This window comes from Massilia sp. 01N417 (assembly GCF_056399645.1).
This window is the reverse complement of sequence record NZ_JBFTRS010000022.1, coordinates 72,360-88,769: the sequence shown is the minus strand read 5'-3', so window position 1 is coordinate 88,769 and position 16,410 is coordinate 72,360. Positions and strand designations below refer to the sequence as shown.

Here is a 16,410-nt window from a genome sequence, read left to right as displayed (position 1 = left end):
GGGCGGCCCGGCGCGGGCCGGACCAGTGTAGCGCAATGCGCGGCCAGGCCCCGTTTCGCTGGCCCGGCGGCGCGCTGTATCGTGCGGTGCGGCGCCGCGTTCTCGGGTTTAATGAGCCAGACTCCATTTTCACGAGCACATGCTGACCACACTGATCGCCAGGATCGTCGACCTCTCGGTGCGCTACGCCTGGGCCGTCGTGGCGGGGTTTGCACTGCTGGTGGCCGGCGCCTGCCTGTATGTTGCCGGCCATTTCGCCATCACCACGGACGTCGGCCGCCTGATGGACCCGGATGCGCCCTGGGCAAGGCGCGACGCCGCCGTCGCCGCAGCCTTCCCCGGACGCAGCGATACGACGCTGGTGGTCGTGCGTGCGCCCGCGCCCGAGCTGGCCGCGCAGGCGGCGCGCGAACTGGCTGCCGGCCTGCGCCGGCAGCCGGACCGTTTCCGCTCCGTCAGCCTGGGCGAAGGCGAGGACTTCTTCCGCCGCAACGGCCTGCTCTATATACCGGACGCCGAGCTGGCCCGCCTGACCGATGGCCTGCGCGACGCCCGTCCCCTGCTCAACGCCCTGGCCCGCGATCCTTCCCTGCGCGGCCTGGCCAACCTGCTGTCGGTCTCGCTCGGCGCGCCGCTGCAGGGCGGCCAGATCGGATTGCCCGGCATGGCGCCGCTGCTCGCCAAGAGCGCCGACGCGATCGAAGGGGTGCTGGCCGGACGCCAGGCGGCGCTCTCCTGGCAGAACCTGGTCGGCACGGGAGCCGCTGGCAGCGGCGTCAGCCTGGTCGAAGTCATTCCCGTGCTGGACTTCAAGGACCTGATGCCGGGCTCGGCCGCGGCTGAAGCGGTCCGCGCCAGCGCGCGCGAGCTGCGCCTGGCCCAGCGCTACCAGGCGGACCTCACCCTCACCGGGCCGATTCCACTGTCGGACGACGAATTCGCCTCGCTCCAGGAAGGATCATTGGCCACCAGCCTGGCCGCCATGCTGCTGGTGCTGGCCCTGCTCTGGTATGCGCTGCGCTCCGGACGGCTGATCCTGGCCGTGTGCCTGACCATGGCCGGCGGCCTGGCCCTGACGGCGGCGCTGGGCATCATGATGGTCGGCGCACTGAACCTGATCTCGATCGCGTTCGCCATCCTGTTCGTCGGGATCGGCATCGACTTCGGCATCCAGTTCGGCGTGCGCTTCCGCGAGATGCACCACCGCCGGACCAGCGCGGCGCAGGCCCTGCACGAGGCCGGCCGCGCGATCGCGCTGCCGCTCCTGCTGGCGGCGATCGCCACCGCCTTCGGTTTCCTCGCCTTCCTGCCGACGGCCTACCGCGGCGTTGCCGAGCTGGGCCAGATCGCCGGCTGCGGCATCCTGTTCGTGGCGCTGCCCTGCTGCCTGACGGTGCTGCCGGCGCTGATCCGGCTGCTCGATCCGCCGCCCGGCAGGACGGCGCCGGGCTTTCCCCGGCTGGCGCCGGTCGACCGGGCGCTGCAGGCGCATCGCAAGCCGCTGCTGGCCGGCACCCTGGTCCTGGTGGCTGCCGGCTTGCCGCTGCTGGGCCATCTCGAGTTCGACTTCAATCCGCTGCACCTGAAGGACCCTCGCAGCGAATCGATGACCGCGCTGCAGGCGCTGTCGCGCAGCACCGACATCGGCCTCGACAATGTCCAGGTGCTGGCGCCCTCGCTGGAGCAGGCCCGGCCCGTCGCCGCACGCATCGAACGGCTGCCGGAAGTCGCGCAGGCGCTGACGCTTGCCAGCCTGGTGCCGGAGCAGCAGCCCGCCAAGCTCGAGCGCATCGCCGCGGCGGCGGCCGCCCTGACACCGGTACTGGCCCAGCAGCCCCTGCCGCCCGCCACGGACGGCGCGCGCGTCGCGGCATTGCGGGCCGCCGCCATCGCGCTGCGCAACGCCGCGCTCGACCATCCCGGCCCCGGCGCCGCGCAAGCCGCACGCCTGGGCCATGCGCTGGGCGCACTGGCGCGCGCCGATGCCGCCGCGCGCGATCGTGCCGAGGCTGCCGTCGCCGTCCCGCTCCGGCTCGCGCTGGACGGCCTGAAGCTGGCGCTGCAGGCCGCCCCGGTGACGCTCGCCAGCCTGCCCGCGGGGCTGAAGCGCAACTGGATCACGGCGGACGGCCGCGCGCTGGTCGACGTCAGCCCCCGCCGCGCCACCGGAGGAAAACCGGATAGCGCGGCCGAGGAGAGCGTGCGCCTGCGCCGCTTCGCGCTGGCCGTGCGGCGCGTGGCGCCGGAAGCCAGCGGCGGCCCGATCTCGGTGCTCGGTGCCGCCTCGCTGATCGTCGACGCCTTCGTGCAGGCAGCGGTGCTGGCCGTGCTCACCATTACGCTGCTGCTGTGGATCGCCTTCCGCCAGTTCGGCGACGTGCTGCGGACCATGGTGCCGCTGCTGGTGTCCGGCCTGGTCACGCTGGAAGCCAGCGTCCTGCTGGGCATATCCCTGAACTTCGCCAACATCATCGCCCTGCCCCTGCTGCTCGGCGTGGGCGTGGCATTCAAGATCTACTATGTCATGGCCTGGCGCAGCGGTGAAGCCGCCCTGCTCCAGCACGGGCTGACCGAGGCCATCGTGGTCAGCGCCGCCACCACCGGGACCGCCTTCGGCAGCCTGTGGCTGTCCGGGCATCCGGGCACCGCCAGCATGGGCGAGCTGCTCGTGCTTTCCCTGATCTGTACGCTGATCGGCGCCGTCTTCTTCCAACCCATCCTGCTGGGCCAGCCGCGCGCGCGGCAGCATCAGGCCAGTAGCGCACGTGCGCCTTCGTCCACCTGACACGTCCGAGGCCAGAACCGTATGCGAACACACATCAAACCCGCCGCATCGCGACCCGCGATCCGCCTGGCCGCGCTCACCGGCCTCGCCGCGCTGGGTGGCTGCGCCACCGGCCCGGGCAGCAATCCGGCCGACCCTCTGGAGCCGCTCAATCGCGTCACCTGGCGCGTGAACGACGCCGTCGACCGCACCGTCGCCCGACCCGTGGCGCGCGGCTACAACCGCGTGGTGCCGCGTCCGATCCGTACCGGCATCGCGAATTTCTTTGCCAACCTCGGCGATGTGCCGGTCATGTTCAACAACTTCGCCCAGCTGCGCATCATGGACGGCATGTCCGACCTGATGCGGGTGGCCGTCAACAGCACCTTTGGCCTGCTGGGCTTCCTCGACATCGCCACCCCGGCCGGGATCCCCAGGCACGACCAGGATTTCGGCCTGACCCTGGCCCACTATGGCATGCCGAGCGGGCCCTACCTGGTGTTGCCGCTATTCGGGCCCAGCACCTTCCGCGATGCCGCCGGCTTCGGCGCCGACCAGTACGTCACGCCGGTCAACTATGCACGCCCCGCGGTACGCAATACCTTATGGGGCGTCAACTTCGTCAGCCAGCGTGCCCGCTACCTGGACGCAAGCAATCTGTTGGAACAGGCGGCGCTGGACAAATACCTGTTCGTACGCGACGCCTGGCTGGCGCAACGCCAGTCGAAGGTCGAGGAAGGCCAGCCGCAGGCCCTGCCCGACTACGAGGCGGACCAGAAGGGCAAGGCGACCGGAGAGGGCACGGTGGGCGGCAAGCCCGCCGACGGGAGCAAGTGATTCAGCGCGGCGGCGCCAGCGCCCCGCCGAGCCGTACGCACAGGCGCCGCAGCGCGCGCCGCGCGCGCCAGGCATCCAGCGCCAGCGCGGCCAGCGCCGCGGCTTCGTGCGGCGCTCTCGCCAGGCCGCGCAGAAGCGCCGGGATATCGGTGCCGCCATCCGGCCGCATCGCAGCCAGGGCGCATGCGGGCAGGCTGCGCCGGGCGGGGTCAAGCACCACCCGGCAGGCGGCGAACGGCAGGCCATGGCGCCGCGCCGCCAGTGCCGCCGCATGCGATTCCATGTCGACCGCGCACACGCCCTGCTCCTGCCACAGCCTGGCCTTGTCCCTGCTCGTGGCAAGCGGGATATCCAGCCCGGCGAGCAGGCCTTCGCGCGCCTCTGGCAAGCGGGCCCGCAGTGCACGCGACCAGGCGCGATCCACGGCGAAGGTCCCGGCCGCGCTCCAGACTCCGGACGCCAGCACGCAGTCGCCCGGCCGCAGCGAAGGATCGGTGGCGCCGGCGCAGCCGAAGCTGAGGATGCCGGCCCAGCCCCGGAAGCGCGCGCCCGGCCCGCCCAGCAGGACGTCGAGCCCATCGGCCACCCGTTGCGGTCCAGGGCCGCGCACGGTGGTCACGCCCATTCCGGATACCATCGCCGCTTCGAAGTCCAGGCCGCAGACGACGATGACCCGGGCATCCCGTTCGCCGGTATCCCTCACATGCCGTACCCCGGCTTGGCGCCGCCGCTGAAGCGCAGCTTGCGGTAGCGCGCCAGCGCCCACAAGGGAAAGTAGCGTGCGTAGCCGTGGTAACGCAGGTAGAACACGCGCTCGAAGCCGGTCGCGGTGTGGTGTTCCTCGTCCCACAGCCCATCCTCGCGCTGCCGCTCGAGCAGCCAGGCGATACCGCGTGCGACGGCCGGCGAGTCGACCGCGCCCACCGCCATCATCCCGAGCACCGCCCAGGCAGTCTGCGAAGGGGTCGACTGGAAAGGCCGGTGGCCGTCGTAGCCGAGACGGTAGCTGTCGCCATCCTCGCCCCAGCCGCCATCCTCGTTCTGGATCGATGCCAGCCATGCGACGGCGCGCGCGGCCGCCTCGTCCTGCATGCCCAGGCCGGCGGCGCCGAGCGCGCACAGCACGCTCCAGGCGCCGTAGATATAGTTCATGCCCCAGCGTCCATACCATGCGCCGCATTCTTCCTGCTCGTCGAGCAGCCATGCCAGCGCACGTCCGGCCGGCGACTTGCGGTCGCGGCAGGCGGCCGGGTCGAGCTGGGCCAGCATCGAGACACAGCGTGCCGACACGTCCGCGGTGGGCGGATCGAGGAGAGCGCCGTGGTCGGCGAAGGGAATGTTGTTCAGGTAGAGGTGGGTGTTCTCGGGGTCGAACGCGCCCCAGCCGTGCCCATGCCGCCCGCCGCGGCACTGCATGCCGAGCACCCATTCGCGGGCGCGCTCGACCGCATCCTGGAAATCCGGCTCGGGCAGGAGCCCGTCGTAGCGATGCATGGCCATCGCCACGGCCGCCGTGTCGTCGACATCCGGATAGTGGGCATTCGCATACTGGAAGGCCCAGCCACCGGGGCGCAGGCCCGGGCGGCGTTCCGCCCAGTCGCCGTGCAGGTCGACGATCTGCAGGGGACGCAGCCACTCGAGGCCGCGGCGGGCCGCCTCGAGGGCGTCCGGCGTGCCCGTTTCGAGGAGCGCATGGCTCATCAGCGCCGTATCCCACACCGGGGAAAAGCAGGGCTGGCAGTAGGTTTCGTCGCCACGGTCCACCAGCAGCCGGTCGACCGCACGGCGCGCACTGGCGGCATCCGGGTCGTCGCGCGGGACACCCATCGCATCGAACATCAGTACGGCGTTGACCATGGCCGGAAAAATGGCGCCGAGCCCATGCTCGCCATTCAGCCGCTCGCGCACGAAGCCGCTGGCGCGTGCCAGCGCGCGGCGCCGCAGGCGCGCCGGCATGCCGGGCTGCAGCATCCGGACGCAGGCCTCGGCCTTGCTGAAGAATGCGAACCAGAAGGGATTCTGGTGCGGCGCGCAAGCCGCCGGGCCAAGCTCGCGCGGCGGCGCCAGGAACAGCTCGTCGATGCCGACGCCGCGCGGATTGCGCGCGCGCGGCTTGAGGGCGTCGAGCACCAGCAGCGGCGTCAGAACGGTGCGGGTCCAGTAGGAGACCTTGGACAAATGGAAGGGGAACCAGCGCGGCAGCAGCGCGATTTCGACCGGCATGACCGGCACCGCATCCCAGGACACGACTTCGTACAAGGCCAGCAGGATCCGGGTGAATACGTTGCTGCGTTCGGCGCCACCGCGCGCCCGAATCGCCTCGCGCGCGCGGACCATGTGCGGGGCATCCGGCGAATCGCCGATCATCTTCAGGGCGAAATAGGCTTTCACGCTGGCGCTCGGGTCGTAGGCGCCGTCGTGGAACAGCGGCCAGCCGCCATGGGCGCCCTGCTTGCGGCGAAGGTAGCGGCCGATGCGCGCTTCCAGCGCCGGGTCGGCCGGCTCGCCCAGCGCGTGCACCATCAGCACATATTCGGCAGGGATGGTGGCATCCGCTTCCAGTTCGTAGACCCAGTGTCCGTCCGCACGCTGCTCGCCCAGGACCGCCCGCAGCGCGCCTTCGATTCCCTGCTCGAGACTGTTGCCGCGCGGCCCATGCATGACCCCGCCTGCGCCCGCCGTCCCCACATGCAATGCCCGGAACGCTGAATAACGCATGATGATTCCTTCAGAGAGAGTTTGGTCTAAAGCACGGCATGCCGCAGCAGGATGCCGAGCCGTTCGAGTCCGCCGATCCTGACCGCGCTGCGCGGCGAGGCCCAGCCCCGCTCCAGCATGCGCGCCAGCAGCGCCTGGTAGACCGCCCCCATGACGCGCGGTGTCCGCACGCAGGCCCCGTGCTGGCGGCGCATGACGGCCGTGGCCTCGTCGAAATGGGCGTGCGCCTGGCCGGCCAGCCGGATGCAGGCGCGCGGCAGTGCGGGATCGGCTGCGATCGCGGCCGCCTTCCATCCGTCGTCACCGGGGGCAATACCCGCTTCCACCAGCAATTCACCCGGCAGATAGGCGCGCCCGATGTCCGCATCCTCATCGATGTCGCGCAGAATATTGGTCAACTGGAGCGCGCGCCCAAGGTGATGCGCGAGCAGGATGCCGTCATCGTCCGGCATGCCGAACACCTTGACCGACAAGCGGCCGACCGCACTGGCGACGCGCTCGCAATACAGGTCGAGCGTTGCCGCCGGCGGCGCGCAGATCGGCTCGGACTGTGCGTCCATCAGCATGCCGTCGATGACGGCGTCGAAATCGGCGCGCACGAGTGAGAAAGTGACGATGTCTCGCTGCAGATTCGCCAGATGGGCGGGCCCGCTGCCGTCGGCGCAGGCGTGCAGGTCCTCGCGCCAGGATTCCAGCGCAACACGCTTTTCGGCGGGCGGCGCCGCGCCGTCGGCGATGTCGTCCACCGCGCGGCAGAAAGCGTAGATATCGAACATGGCGGCGCGGCGCGGCCCCGGCAGGATGCGGAGGGCCTGGTGGAAAGAACTGCCGGGCCGGGGCGCCGGCTGGACGATCACCTGCGGCAGGTTCATATGCCCTCCTCCTGACGAGACCACATGCGCAGACGAGATGGATCGGGGAATTCTAGAACATCCTGGACATTCGGGGCGGACGACATGACGCAAGCCAGCCTTTCGCCGTCATTGCACGCGTTATTACAATTGTTTTCGAATGTAACGTTTTCAAACTTTCGCGTGCGCAGCTCAGCAAGTAGTCTTATGGACTCGGCATCCGCCAGCGCTTGTCGCGCAGCAATCACAGCCGGTCGAACGCACTATTTCAAACGGAGTATTCCTTGTCCGAAACAAAAATTCCCCAACCGGAAACGGTCATCAAGATTGTCGGGGTTGGCGGTGCCGGCGGCAATGCCGTCAGCCATATGGCCTCCTCCGGAGTGTCGACTTTCGAATTCATTTGCGCGAATACGGACGCGCAAGCACTGTCGAACACCAAGACCGAACACCGGATCCAGCTCGGCGAGAGCGGGCTCGGCGCCGGCAGCGATCCGATCGTCGGACGCGAAAGCGCCACGCGCGAGCGCACCATCATCGCCGACGCGCTCAAGGGCGCCGACATGGTGTTCCTCACCGCCGGCATGGGCGGCGGCACCGGCACCGGCGCCGCGCCGGTGATTGCCGAAGTGGCGCGCGAGCTGGGCATCCTGACCGTCGGCGTGGTGTCGAAGCCCTTCGAATTCGAAGGTCCGCGGCGCATGCGCGTGGCCGAAGAAGGCATCGCGACCCTGGCGCGCTGCGTCGACTCGCTCGTCATCGTCCTCAACAGCCGCCTCGAGGAAGTCCTGGGCGGCGACATCACGCAAAAGGAGGCGTTTGCCGCCGCCGACGAAGTGCTGAGCAAGGCGGTGACCGGGATTGCCGAAATCATCACGGTGCCCGGGATGGTCAACGTTGATTTCGAGGACGTGCGCACGGTGATGCGCCAGACCGGCATGGCCATGATGGGTTCCGCCCAGCACAGCGGCGAGGACCGCGCCGTCAAGGCGGCCGAGGAAGCCATCGCCTGCCCGCTGCTCGACGGCTCGAACCTGCGCGCCGCGCGCGGCGTGCTGGTCAACATCGCCGCATCGGAGGAAACGCTGAAGCTGCGCGAAACCAAGGCGGTCATGAACGCCATCTGCTCGCAGACCGGCGACGACGCCATCATCAAGTTCGGCGCGGTCTACGACGAGTCGCTGGGCGACGCCATGCGCGTGACCGTGGTGGCCACCGGCCTGAAACGGCCCAGCGACTTCGCACTCGGCGCAAGGCGCTCGCCGCTCACGCGCCCGGTGTCCCAGTCGCAGTCGATCCTGCGCCACAGTGCCGGCCAGGCGCCGGCGAGGCCGCCCGCGTCCCAGCACGAGTCGCGCACCGTCCCGGACGCCCAGAACCGCTGAGCTTCAGCGTCGCCAGGACCAGGGCCGGCGCGGCCCCTGGCGCACATCCGCGTACGCCAGCGCCGCCTTGATTTCGATGCGCCAGGTGGTGCCGGCGCCGGGCGCCGTGCGCAGGCGCGCATCGGCATGGATGCGCCGGGCGCGCTCCTCGATGCCGCGCAGGCCCCAGTGGCCCTGCTTGTCCCTGGCGCCGGCGTCGATACCGCGGCCGTCGTCCCGCACGGTCAGCACCAGCGCGCCCGCACCGTACTCGACGACCGCTTCGTACAGTGTTGCATCCGCGTGGCGGAAGGCGTTGCGCAAGGCTTCACGGCCGATGGCGCACAACTCCTGCTCGACGATCGGATGCAGCGCCCGCGCCCTGCCCTCGCAGCGCAGCGTGAAGTGCTGGCCCGGTCCGGCGTCCTGCTCCCCGGTCGTTCGCAGGTAGTCGCACAGGGCAGCCTCCTGGTGCGCACCGTCGCGCAAGGCCGCGACCTTGTCGCGCCCCTCCTCGATGGCGGCCTTGGCGTCGCGCAGGCTGCGCCTCAAGCTGTCGCCCAGCGCGGACTCCGATTCCGGCAGGATCGTCGTCACCTTCATCACGAAACCCTGGAAAGTCTGCAGCACGGTGTCGTGCAGGTCGCGCGCGATGCGTTCGCGCTCTTCCATCCGTGCGCTCATACGCTCGGTCAAGGTCCGGGTCAGGAAGCGCAGCCGCAGGCGGTAGCCGAGCCAGAGCAGCAGCAGGCCGGCCAGCACGCACGCCAGCTTGAACCAGACGGTTTGCACAAGGGTGGGCGCCACGTGCAGGTCGAGCGTCCGTTCGCCTTCGCACCACACGCCATCCTCGTTCATGGCGCGCACCCGGAAACGGTAGGCGCCCGGCGCCAGCCCCGTATAGGTGGCGCTGCGTTCGGAGCCGGTCTGCCAGGCATGGTCGACGCCGTCGAGGCGGTAGCTGAAGACGATGCGTTCGGGCCGGCTCAGCGCAGGCGCGGTGAAGTCGAAGCGCAGGCGCGTGGTGCCGGCGCGGATCAGCGGCGGGCGCGTCAGCGGATAGGCGACGTCATCCCCGGTCACCGCCAGCAGCGACGGCTGCGACGCCACCGGATTGCGCTCGCGCCGCGACGGGTCGAGCTCGACGATGCCGTCGGTGGTCGTCACCCACAGGCGGTCGCCCACCATTTTCAACGAGGCCACGTCGGCGGCAGTGCCGGTGTAACCGTCGCGCGCGTCCAGCAGGGCATAGCGCAGCGGCGCGCCGGACTCCACGGCGCGCCGCCAATCGCTCTCCTCGACGCGCAGCAGGCCGGTGCCGCCATTCAGCCAGCGGGTGCCGTCGGCGGCCACGAAAACGCCGGTGACGCGGCGCAGCACATCGTCGCGGTCCACCCGCAGGCGCCGGAAACGCCCTTCGTGCAAGACGGCCACGCCGGCCTCGCCGCCGACGACCAGTTCGGGCGCCGTCGACACGCAGGTCGCCTGGCCGATCCCGCCCAGCGCGGCCTGGGTGTATTCGGTGCGCAGGCGTCCACCCTCGAACAGCACCAGACGTCCGTCGGCGAGTCCGCGCCACATGTGACCGCGCCGGCCCGCCGTGCTGAAAACGAAATCGGCGCCGGGCAGATCGCCTTGCGGCGTCCAGGCGTGGCCATCCCAGAGCTGGACCGGGACGTTCGATCCGCCGAGCCAGACCCGTTCGCCGTCACCGCGCGCCCAGGCGCTCATCGGCAGAGGCCCCGGCAGGTCGATCCGGGTTTCGCCCCCGGCGCCGCGCACCCGGATGCCATCTTCCGTCAGGATCACCACGATGCCGTCAGGACCGGGGGTGGCGCCCCGAACCTTTCCCGGCAAGGCAGTGAGGCTGCGTGCAGCCGGATCGTAGCGCCATCCCCGCCGCTCCTGGGGAGCGACCACCCACACGCTGCCGTCGAGATCGGGCGCGACATGGAAATCGCCCTTGATGGCCGGCAGGCCGACCGGCCGCAGGGTATTGCGGCGGAAGCGCTCGATGCCGGTCGGCGAACCGAGCCAGATGTCGCCCTCGCGGTCTTCCATGATGACGCGCGGCGCCAGTGAACTCAGCTGGCCGGGCTGGTCGAGCCGGCTCGTCGTCGCCGTGGCGACGTCGATGTAGCTGCCGCTGCCCGTGCCGGCGGATTCGGCCAGGCAGACACCGGTCGGGCAACGCAGCGCCCACAAGTTGCCGGCGCGATCGAAGATGGCGGTGCTGCCCGAGCTCTGGCCGAGATAGTTCGGCCGTGCGGCGGCCCCGGGCGCCGGTGACGACAGGAGCGCGAGGTGCCCATCCCCGCCAGCCCAGAACCGGCCGTCCGGCGAGGTCCGGAATCCCAGCATCATTTCCGACGCGGCGCCCGCCGGCGCCAGCGGGCTGGCGGGGACGCAACGGCCGGCGGCCCGGTCGACACGGAACAGGTGACGGCCGTTGGTGGCCCACAACTGCTGGTTGCCGTCGAGCGCAATCGTTATCGGACCGTCGGGACAGCCTTGCGCCGAACCCAGCGTCGACCACCGCCCCTGCTTCAGCTGCCGCAGCCCGAGGGACGAACCGAGCCAGAGCGTGCCGTCGGCGGCGCGTATCACATCGGTGACCTTGGCGACGACGCCATCCTTCGTCGCGGGCGCGAGATGTTCGAGCCGGCCGTCCGGATGCAGCACGCTCAGGCCAGGCGCCTCGTAGCCGATGTACAGGTCGCCGTTGGGCTGGGGCGCCAACTCCAGGATCCGGGGGCTCAGCAGCTTCTCGCCATTGCTCGCGACGAAGGTGTGGAAACGCACGCCGTCGAAGCGGTACAAGCCGTTCGGCGTGCCCAGCCAGAGCCAGCCGTCCGGCGTCTGCGCCATGCGCACGATATGGACTGGCGCGCCGTCGCTCGCGGTCCAGGCGGCATGGCTGTAGTGCGCCAGGGCCTGGGCATGGCCTTGGGCAAAGGCGGCGCTACTCATTGCGATGCCCAGCAGTGCGCTGCAGAATCCTCGCGTCCGGGTCATCGCCCTGCTCTTCCTCATTCTTGTGATCCCGCTTTGCTATCCACCGTGAAATACTTCCGAGAGTCTAACGAAAAAACCATTCCAGGAACAGGCGCAACATGCCGCCCTTCCCGACACGCGAACCGGCCGTCGAAGCCGGCCACGTGAACTTCAGCTAGAATTTTCCCTGCCGTATTCCGGTTACACTGAGCGAGACAGCACCCTGCCCAGCGTATGGGCGCACATTCAGGAGAGTGCAATGAGCCGCAAGACCCCCATCGAGCGCTACCGCAACATCGGCATCAGCGCCCACATCGACGCCGGCAAGACCACCACGACCGAGCGCATCCTGTTCTACACCGGCGTCAATCACAAGATCGGCGAGGTGCACGACGGCGCGGCGACCATGGACTGGATGGAGCAGGAACAGGAGCGCGGCATCACGATCACCTCGGCCGCGACCACCGCCTTCTGGAAGGGGATGGCCGGCAACTATCCCGAGCATCGCATCAACATCATCGACACCCCGGGTCACGTCGACTTCACCATCGAGGTCGAACGCTCGATGCGGGTGCTGGACGGCGCGGTGATGGTGTACGACTCGGTCGGCGGCGTGCAGCCGCAATCCGAGACCGTGTGGCGCCAGGCGAACAAATACAAGGTGCCGCGCATCGCCTTCATCAACAAGATGGACCGCGTCGGCGCCGACTTCTTCCGCGTGGGGCAGCAGATCCGCGACCGCTTGAAGGGCAACCCGGTGCCGATCCAGGTGCCGATCGGTGCCGAGGACAGGTTCGAAGGCGTGGTCGACCTGGTCAAGATGCGCGCCGTCCGTTGGGACGAAGCCGGCCAGGGCGTGCACTTCGAGTACGGCGACATCCCGGCCGAACTGGAAGCAACTGCGCGCGCCTGGCGCGAAAAACTGGTCGAGGCGGCGGCGGAGGCAACGCCCGAGCTGACCGAGAAATACCTGAACGGCGAGCCGCTTTCCGAAGACGAGATCAAGGCCGCGCTGCGCCGGCGCACCGTGGCCGGCGAAATCGTGCCGATGCTGGCCGGCTCCGCCTTCAAGAACAAGGGCGTGCAGGCGATGCTGGACGCGGTGATCGATTACCTGCCCTCCCCGGTCGACGTGCCGGCCATTGCAGGCCATGACGAGGACGACCGGCCGATCGAGCGCCACCCGTCGGACGACGAGCCGTTCTCCGCGCTGGCCTTCAAGATCATGACCGATCCTTTCGTGGGCCAGCTGACCTTCTTCCGCGTGTATTCGGGCGTGGTCAATTCCGGAGACAGCGTGTACAACCCGACCAAGGCCCAGAAGGAGAGACTGGGCCGCATCCTGCAGATGCACGCCAACGAGCGCAAGGAAATCAAGGAAGTGTTCGCCGGCGACATCGCGGCGGCGGTCGGCCTGAAGGCGGTCACCACCGGCGATACGCTCTCCGATCCGCAGCACGTGATCGTGCTGGAAAAGATGGTGTTCCCGGAGCCGGTGATCTCGCAGGCGGTGGAGCCGAAAACCAAGGCCGACCAGGAAAAGATGGGCATCGCCCTGAATCGCCTGGCGCAGGAAGACCCCTCGTTCCGCGTACGCACCGACGAGGAATCCGGCCAGACCATCATGTCCGGCATGGGCGAACTGCACCTCGAAATCCTGGTCGACCGCATGAAGCGCGAGTTCGGCGTCGAAGCCACTGTCGGCAAGCCGCAGGTGGCATACCGCGAAACCATCCGCAACGCGGTCGAGAACGTCGAAGGCAAGTTCGTCAAGCAATCGGGCGGCAAGGGCCAGTATGGCCACGTGGTGCTCAAGCTCGAGCCGCTCGAAGCGGGCAAGGGCTACGAATTCGTCGACGCCATCAAGGGCGGCGTGGTGCCGCGCGAGTACATCCCGGCGGTCGACAAGGGCATCCAGGAGACGCTGCCGTCCGGCGTGCTGGCCGGCTACCCGGTGGTCGACGTGCGCGCGACCCTGACCTTCGGCTCCTATCACGACGTCGACTCCAACGAAAACGCCTTCCGCATGGCCGCCTCGATGGCTTTCAAGGACGGCATGCGCAAGGCCTCCCCTGAACTTCTGGAGCCGATGATGCAGGTCGAAGTCGAGACACCCGAGGAATTTACCGGCAACGTGATGGGCGACCTGTCGACCCGGCGCGGCCTGGTACAGGGTATGGACGAGATTCCCGGCGGCGGCGGCAAGGTGATCAATGCAGTGGTGCCGCTGGCCGAGATGTTCGGCTACTCGACCACGCTGCGTTCGCTGACCCAGGGCCGCGCGACCTACACGATGGAATTCAAGCACTATGCGGCGGTTCCCAAGCACGTGCTCGAGCAGATCGCGACGACACGGGCGAATCGATAAGCAGCCGTTCCGCCGGAGCGAAGCCAGCCATGAGCCGGATCACCCAGCTTGTCGGCACCCGCAGCTATACCTTCGGCGGCCTGCGCGAACTGCTGGCCAAGGCCTCGCCCGCGCGCTCGGGCGACTACCTGGCGGGCGTGGCGGCAGGGAGTGCCGAGGAGCGGTTGGCGGCGCAGATGGCCCTGGCCGACCTGCCGCTCACGACCTTCCTGAACGAGGTGGTCGTGCCCTACGAGACGGACGAGGTGACACGCCTGATCGTCGACGGGGTCGATGCCGCCGCATTCGCACGGATCCGCCACCTGACCGTCGGCGGCTTTCGCGACTGGCTGCTGGGCGATCAGGCCGACGAGGCCACGCTGTCGCGGATCGCCCCCGGCATCACGCCGGAAATGGCGGCCGCGGTGTCGAAGATCATGCGCATCCAGGACCTGGTGCTGGTCGCCCGCAAGTGCCGCGTGCTCACGCGCTTCCGGAATACGATCGGCCTGCCGGGCACGCTGTCGACGCGGCTGCAGCCGAATCACCCGCTCGACGACCCGTCCGGCATTGCGGCGAGCATGTTCGACGGCTTGATGTATGGGAGCGGCGACGCCGTCATCGGCATCAACCCGGCCACCGACAACGTGCCGCAGGTGATCAAGCTGGTCGGGATGCTCGACGAGATCATCAGCCGCTACGCCATCCCGACCCAATCCTGCGTACTCACCCATGTGACCAACACCATGGCCGCCATCGAACGGGGCGCGCCGGTCGACCTCGTGTTCCAGTCGATCGCCGGCACCCAGGCCGCAAACGCCAGCTTCGGCATCGACCTGGCGCTACTCGCCGAAGCGCGCGAAGCCGCTCTCTCGCTGCACCGCGGCACGCTGGGCGACAATGTCATGTATTTCGAGACCGGCCAGGGCAGCGCGCTCTCGAGCAACGCCAACCATGGCCTCGACCAGCAGACTTGCGAAGCCCGCGCCTATGCCGTCGCCCGCGCCTTCAAGCCCTTGCTGGTGAATCCCGTCGTCGGCTTCATCGGCCCGGAATACCTGTACGACGGCAAGCAGATCATCCGCGCCGGCCTGGAAGACCACTTCTGCGCCAAGCTGCTCGGCCTGCCGATGGGTGTCGACGTGTGCTACACCAACCACGCCGAAGCCGACCAGGACGACATGGACGTGCTGCTGACGATGCTGGGCGCGGCCGGCTGCACCTTCGTGATGGGGGTTCCCGGGGCGGACGACATCATGCTGAACTACCAGACGACATCCTTCCACGACGCCCTTTACGCGCGCCGCGCGCTCGGCCTGCAGCCGGCGCCGGAGTTCCACGCCTGGCTGCGCGACATGGGCATCTTCACCGGCGACGCACCGGCCACGCTGGGCGCTTCGGTACCGGCGCCGTTCCAGCGCGCGCTGGCTGCTTTGCCCTGAAGGAGACGACATGCAGGACATCATCCCCGATCCGCAACCCGATCCCTGGCGCGCCTTGCGGCAGTTCACGGCGGCGCGGATCGGCCTCGGACATTCGGGGATCAGCCAGCCTACCGGCGCCCAGCTCGCCTTCCAGCTGGCGCACGCCCGTGCGCGCGATGCCGTGCACGATACGCTCGATACCACCGCATTGAGCGAGGCGCTGGAGCAGGCATGGCCGGGATCGCCCTCCCCGCTCGTGCTGCACAGCGCGGCGGCTGACCGCAAGGTCTATCTGCAGCGGCCGGACCTGGGGCGGCGGCTCGATGGGCCATCGCGCGGCCGTCTCTGCGCCCTGCGCGGCGAACAGGTGCACGAACGGCCTTACGACCTGGCCGTCGTGGTCGTGGACGGCCTGTCCGGCCCCGCCATTTCGCAAAACGCCGCGCCCTTTCTGCAGGCGCTGCGGCCACGGCTGGCGGCTTCGGGATGGACGCCGGCGCCTCTGGCCATCGTCCAGCAGGGCCGCGTGGCCGTCGGCGACGAGGTCGGCGAACTGCTGGGCGCCAAGCTGGTCGTCGTCCTGATCGGCGAGCGGCCCGGCCTGAGCTCGTCCGACAGCATGGGCCTTTACATGACCTGGGAACCGCGTGTCGGCCTGACTGACGAACGGCGTAATTGTATTTCGAATGTCAGGCCGGCCGGGCTGGGCGCCGAGGAGGCGGCACGCAAGCTGCATTTGCTGCTCGGCGAGGCGCGCAGGCGGAAGTTGACCGGGGTTCAGCTCAAGGATGAGACTGGTGATGGGGACGCGCTGGCGGGTGAAGGGCCGAGGTTTTTGCTTTGACGACCTCTGTAAAATAGCTCCCCACGATCGATGTATGTTGCATGAAAAAAGCTCGCCGACGCGAGCCTTTTCAAAATGCGAGAATAGAGTTTCCAATGGAAACCCTCGCTCCCACTCGATTATCAACGAGAACACAATGTCCTTGATTTCGCGGTAAATTTTCGCGGTACCGAACAGTAATACCTGCACGGATACCATCAAAAAGTAGCGTTAAAGGCATTCATCCCTATATGATTTGCGGCCATCATTTTATACCTCGATGATGAT

Annotated in this window: 10 protein-coding genes; 6 read left to right on the top strand and 4 right to left on the bottom strand. The window is 68.8% G+C overall.

Annotated features, from left to right (window positions below; genetic code table 11):
• Window positions 1-139 precede the first annotated feature (139 nt).
• Entirely contained in the window at window positions 140-2,785 is a 2,646-nt protein-coding gene (gene hpnN, locus AC1DOQ_RS21330; protein ID WP_477368891.1) for a hopanoid transporter HpnN, read from the top strand.
• 21 nt (window positions 2,786-2,806) lie between these two features.
• Window positions 2,807-3,601: an MlaA family lipoprotein gene (locus AC1DOQ_RS21325; RefSeq protein ID WP_477368889.1), complete on the top strand. Its 795-nt coding sequence runs from the start codon at window positions 2,807-2,809 to the stop codon at window positions 3,599-3,601.
• A gap of 1 nt (window position 3,602) precedes the next feature.
• Here AC1DOQ_RS21325 and AC1DOQ_RS21320 read toward each other — a convergent pair whose 3' ends face one another.
• The 3 genes from AC1DOQ_RS21320 to hpnD form a co-directional block, all read right to left on the bottom strand.
• A complete protein-coding gene (locus tag AC1DOQ_RS21320) occupies window positions 3,603-4,304 on the bottom strand; it encodes a phosphorylase family protein (RefSeq protein WP_477368887.1) in 702 nt (233 codons plus the stop codon).
• Window positions 4,301-6,262, bottom strand: a complete 1,962-nt coding sequence (gene shc / locus AC1DOQ_RS21315; protein WP_477368885.1) for a squalene--hopene cyclase — start codon at window positions 6,260-6,262, stop codon at window positions 4,301-4,303. The genes AC1DOQ_RS21320 and shc overlap by 4 nt, the downstream gene beginning before the upstream one ends.
• Window positions 6,263-6,345: 83 nt before the next feature.
• Window positions 6,346-7,191: a presqualene diphosphate synthase HpnD gene (gene hpnD / locus AC1DOQ_RS21310; RefSeq protein WP_477368883.1), complete on the bottom strand. Its 846-nt coding sequence runs from the start codon at window positions 7,189-7,191 to the stop codon at window positions 6,346-6,348.
• Between the two features lie 263 nt (window positions 7,192-7,454).
• Between hpnD and ftsZ the strand changes: the two genes are divergently transcribed.
• Window positions 7,455-8,555 (top strand): cell division protein FtsZ, encoded by a 1,101-nt coding sequence (ftsZ, locus tag AC1DOQ_RS21305; protein WP_477368881.1) that lies wholly within the window; start codon window positions 7,455-7,457, stop codon window positions 8,553-8,555.
• Window positions 8,556-8,558: 3 nt separating this feature from the next.
• On the opposite strand, the gene AC1DOQ_RS21300 is transcribed toward ftsZ, so the two are convergent.
• A complete protein-coding gene (locus tag AC1DOQ_RS21300) occupies window positions 8,559-11,504 on the bottom strand; it encodes a sensor histidine kinase (protein WP_477368879.1) in 2,946 nt (981 codons plus the stop codon).
• A 283-nt stretch (window positions 11,505-11,787) separates the two neighbouring features.
• On the opposite strand from AC1DOQ_RS21300, the gene fusA reads away from it, so the two are divergent.
• The 3 genes from fusA to eutC are packed head-to-tail and all read left to right on the top strand — an operon-like array spanning window position 11,788 to window position 16,143.
• On the top strand, window positions 11,788-13,896 hold the full coding sequence (fusA, locus tag AC1DOQ_RS21295) for an elongation factor G (RefSeq protein ID WP_477368877.1): 2,109 nt from the start codon (window positions 11,788-11,790) through the stop codon (window positions 13,894-13,896).
• A 29-nt stretch (window positions 13,897-13,925) separates the two neighbouring features.
• Complete coding sequence (locus AC1DOQ_RS21290; protein WP_477368875.1) at window positions 13,926-15,317, top strand: ethanolamine ammonia-lyase subunit EutB; 1,392 nt, start codon at window positions 13,926-13,928, stop codon at window positions 15,315-15,317.
• Window positions 15,318-15,327: 10 nt separating this feature from the next.
• Window positions 15,328-16,143, top strand: a complete 816-nt coding sequence (eutC, locus tag AC1DOQ_RS21285; RefSeq protein ID WP_477368873.1) for an ethanolamine ammonia-lyase subunit EutC — start codon at window positions 15,328-15,330, stop codon at window positions 16,141-16,143.
• Window positions 16,144-16,410: the final 267 nt, after the last annotated feature.

What these genes read in the sequence shown, in the direction of transcription:
- fusA (WP_477368877.1), top strand. Translation starts at nt 11,788, where the DNA reads ATGAGCCGCAAGACCCCCATCGAGCGCTACCGCAACATCGGCATCAGC.
- AC1DOQ_RS21290 (WP_477368875.1), top strand. Translation starts at nt 13,926, where the DNA reads ATGAGCCGGATCACCCAGCTTGTCGGCACCCGCAGCTATACCTTCGGC.
- shc (WP_477368885.1), bottom strand. Translation starts at nt 6,262, where the DNA reads ATGCATGGGCCGCGCGGCAACAGTCTCGAGCAGGGAATCGAAGGCGCG.
- AC1DOQ_RS21325 (WP_477368889.1), top strand. Translation starts at nt 2,807, where the DNA reads ATGCGAACACACATCAAACCCGCCGCATCGCGACCCGCGATCCGCCTG.
- hpnD (WP_477368883.1), bottom strand. Translation starts at nt 7,191, where the DNA reads ATGAACCTGCCGCAGGTGATCGTCCAGCCGGCGCCCCGGCCCGGCAGT.
- AC1DOQ_RS21300 (WP_477368879.1), bottom strand. Translation starts at nt 11,504, where the DNA reads ATGAGTAGCGCCGCCTTTGCCCAAGGCCATGCCCAGGCCCTGGCGCAC.
- eutC (WP_477368873.1), top strand. Translation starts at nt 15,328, where the DNA reads ATGCAGGACATCATCCCCGATCCGCAACCCGATCCCTGGCGCGCCTTG.
- hpnN (WP_477368891.1), top strand. Translation starts at nt 140, where the DNA reads ATGCTGACCACACTGATCGCCAGGATCGTCGACCTCTCGGTGCGCTAC.